This is a genomic window from Halorubrum sp. SS7, from assembly GCF_005435055.1.
Taxonomy (GTDB): domain Archaea; phylum Halobacteriota; class Halobacteria; order Halobacteriales; family Haloferacaceae; genus Halorubrum; species Halorubrum salinarum.
On sequence record NZ_SGXV01000357.1, the window covers coordinates 1 to 409 of the forward strand.

General features: G+C 66.7%; 2 pseudogenes. One reads left to right on the forward strand and one right to left on the reverse strand.

Features of this window, described 5'->3' with window-relative positions:
- A pseudogene (locus EXE44_RS21710) lies at positions 1 to 142 on the reverse strand (peptidylprolyl isomerase); the annotation flags it as partial.
- 174 nt (positions 143 to 316) lie between these two features.
- On the opposite strand from EXE44_RS21710, the pseudogene EXE44_RS21715 reads away from it, so the two are divergent.
- A pseudogene (locus tag EXE44_RS21715) lies at positions 317 to 409 on the forward strand (universal stress protein); the annotation flags it as partial.

Below are 409 nucleotides of genomic sequence, written 5' to 3' on the forward strand. Positions count from 1 at the left end.
CCGTCTTCGGCGCGCGGTCGGCGAACAGCTCGACGACGATAGTGCCGTGGTTGGTCTGAATCGTCACCTGCGGGTTGTCGGGGTCGGAAACCTCTCGTGCCATGCTTTCCGGGAGGGACGCGCGCCGGAAAACCCTGCCCATCCGTGCGGGAAGCTCGCGGACCGCGAACATCCCATTTATAAACGAACGTCGCAGACGCGTCGACACAGGTCCGACCCCCGTTCTGTCCGTCGCCGCGTTCGGACCGCAACGGACCGAGGTCCGACCGCCTCGACGGCCAGTATCGTTTTCTGCCGGGCGATAGCAGTACCACGTATGTACGACGACATTCTCCTGCCCGTCGCGCCCGGCGGCGAGGCGAACGACGCGATCCCGCACGCCGCCAGCCTCGCCGAGCGGTACGACGCG